This window comes from Acinetobacter lactucae (assembly GCF_013344765.1).
In the GTDB taxonomy this organism is placed as follows: Bacteria; Pseudomonadota; Gammaproteobacteria; order Pseudomonadales; family Moraxellaceae; genus Acinetobacter; species Acinetobacter lactucae_A.
Window position 1 is genome coordinate 1 of record NZ_JABVBF010000348.1, and the last position, 1,075, is coordinate 1,075.

Annotated in this window: 1 protein-coding gene; it reads left to right on the forward strand. The window is 34.3% G+C overall.

Annotated elements, in window-relative coordinates; genetic code table 11:
* Positions 1 to 385 precede the first annotated feature (385 nt).
* Positions 386 to 1,075 (forward strand): LuxR family transcriptional regulator AbaR (gene abaR, locus HUN22_RS17235; RefSeq protein ID WP_174731944.1); only part of this gene is annotated, 690 nt, incomplete at its 3' end.

Sequence of the window (1,075 nt, forward strand, 5' to 3'; positions counted from 1 at the left end):
CTAATTTCTTTTTGTTAATTTAAAAATAATTATTTTTTGGAATAAAATGCATCATGTAAAAATAATTTTTCAAGCATAATCTATACATGAATAATAACAACATTAAAAGCTTTTAGAAATTTAGTTTATCTGAATAATTTGCGAACATATTAGGCTTGAAAGTGTTGTTAATTGAATGATGGATTCAAAATCTGTAATTGAGAAATCAATAAAAGAGGAATAGGTATTGAAAGTAATTTAGTAACCTAAAAATCTTTTGAGATTCTCGTAGTGCTTTATTGGAATAAGGGTAAAAGAGAAGGCCTATACTTCAATTTGATTGCTTGGATTCATAAGATGAAACTGAACAAAAAAATGATTTTTGGCCGGAGTCTAATGAGAGCAAATGGAAAGTTGGCAAGAGGATTTATTATCAGCATTTCTGATCATGCAAGATGAAAACCAGTTGTTTGAGGCAGTCAAATCTACAGCTTCAAAGCTTGGATTTGATTATTGTGCTTATGGTATGCAGTCCCCATTATCTATTGCCGAACCAAAAACAATTATGTTGAATAATTATCCTCAAGCATGGCAGGAACGTTATGTGGAACAGCATTATGTCAAGGTTGATCCAACCGTGCAGCATTGTATGGTATCACTTAAACCGCTTGTGTGGTCGAGTCAATGTGCACAGGCACAAGCAGAAAAAGATTTCTGGGAAGAAGCGCGTTCTTATGGGTTAAATGTCGGTTGGGCACAGTCAAGCCGTGATTTCATTGGGACACGTGGGATGTTAACTTTGGCAAGATCCAATGATCAATTATCGGAAAAAGAGCAAAAGGCACAATATACAAATATGTATTGGCTAACTCAAACTGTACATTCCAGCATTGCTAAAATTGTGAATGATGTCGAGTTCTCTCAGTTTAATCTTTATTTAACGAATCGGGAAAAAGAGGTACTGCGTTGGACAGCTGAGGGTAAAACATCAGCCGAGATTGCTCAGATTCTGGGGGTGAGTGAAAGAACCATAAATTTTCATCTTAGTAATTCAATGCAAAAATTGAATGTAAATAATAAAATTTCAGCCGCTATT